This window comes from Massilia sp. Soil_C_3, from assembly GCF_057657035.1.
Genome location: NZ_JBDGJG010000023.1, coordinates 1 through 1,250, shown reverse-complemented (window position 1 = coordinate 1,250; position 1,250 = coordinate 1). Strand labels below are relative to the sequence as shown.

General features: G+C 58.2%; 1 protein-coding gene. It reads left to right on the top strand.

Features of this window, described 5'->3' with window-relative positions:
• Window positions 1–64: 64 nt before the first annotated feature.
• Window positions 65–1,242 (top strand): IS3 family transposase gene (locus AC3A6F_RS25260; RefSeq protein WP_487686542.1). Its coding sequence is split into 2 segments (ribosomal slippage): window positions 65–332 and window positions 332–1,242, totalling 1,179 coding nucleotides; the frame shifts between segments, so codons are not numbered across the junction.
• The last annotated feature ends 8 nt before the right edge of the window (window positions 1,243–1,250 follow it).

Genomic DNA, 1,250 nt, shown 5'->3' with positions numbered 1-1,250 from the left:
CTGTAGTGGTCTAATGTCTCCGGACGCCTCGATAGGTGGATAATTCACCTTCGAAGGAGTTTACATGACCAGGCAACGCCGCAGTTTTGACCCCAGCTTCAAGCTCGAGGTCGTCCGTATGATCACAGAACAAGGCCTCAGTATCTCGCACGTCAGCCAGACGATGGATATTGGCGTGACCGCGATCCGTCGCTGGATGGAGCAGTTCGAGGCCGAGCAACAAGGCCAACCAGGCATTGGCAAACCGTTGACGGCTGAGCAGCAGCGCATTCGCCAGTTGGAGCAGGAAAACCGCCAGCTTCGTAGTGATGTGGACGTCTTAAAAAAAGCATCGGCCTTCTTTGCCCGCGAGCTCAAATGAGCTACCGGCTCGTCGACGAGCTGCAAACGAAGGCCGTACCTGTCGCACAAACCTGTCGCCTGCTGGGCGTGAGCCGAGCCGGGTTCTACGAAGCGAAGCACCGTGCTGCCAAGCCGGCTCTTTGCAAAGCGAGCGTGCATCTGCGTGCCGCGTTCATGAGCAGCGGCCAAAGTTACGGAAGCCGTCGTATGGTTGCAGCGTTGGCCAGTAGCGGCCTTCAGGTCGGGCGTTACAAGGTGCGCCGGCTGATGCAACAGGCCAGCCTGAAGCCAGTCTGGAAGCGCAAATTCGTGCACACGACCGACAGCAAGCACGCTCTGCCGGTTGCGCCGAACGTGCTAGCCAGGCAGTTCAACCCGACAGCGCCGAACTTGGCCTACGCTTCGGATATCACGTACATCCGCACCAGCGCGGGCTGGCTGTACCTGGCTGTCGTGCTTGACCTGTTCTCTCGTAGAGTCGTGGGTTGGGCGATGGCGCCGAGCATGCCAGCGACTCTGGTCTGTGATGCCTTGCGCATGGCAATCCAGGCGCGCCGTCCAGTGGCCGGACTGATCGTCCATTCCGACCGGGGTAGCCAGTATGCGAGCGAGCAGTATCAGGCCCTGTTGGCCGAACATGGCTTCGTCTGTAGCATGAGCCGCAAAGGCAACTGTTGGGATAACGCCGTTGCTGAACGCTTCTTCCTGAACCTGAAGATGGAGCGTGTCTGGCAACGCAATTACGCGAACCATGCAGAAGCCAAGCATGACGTGGCCAACTACATTGCCGGCTTCTACAACTGCGAGCGCTTGCATTCTGTATTGGGAAATCTGCCGCCCAGCGTCTATGAACGCACAATGGCAGAGAAAGAACCTATCGTCGTGTCCGAAATTACTTGACCACTACA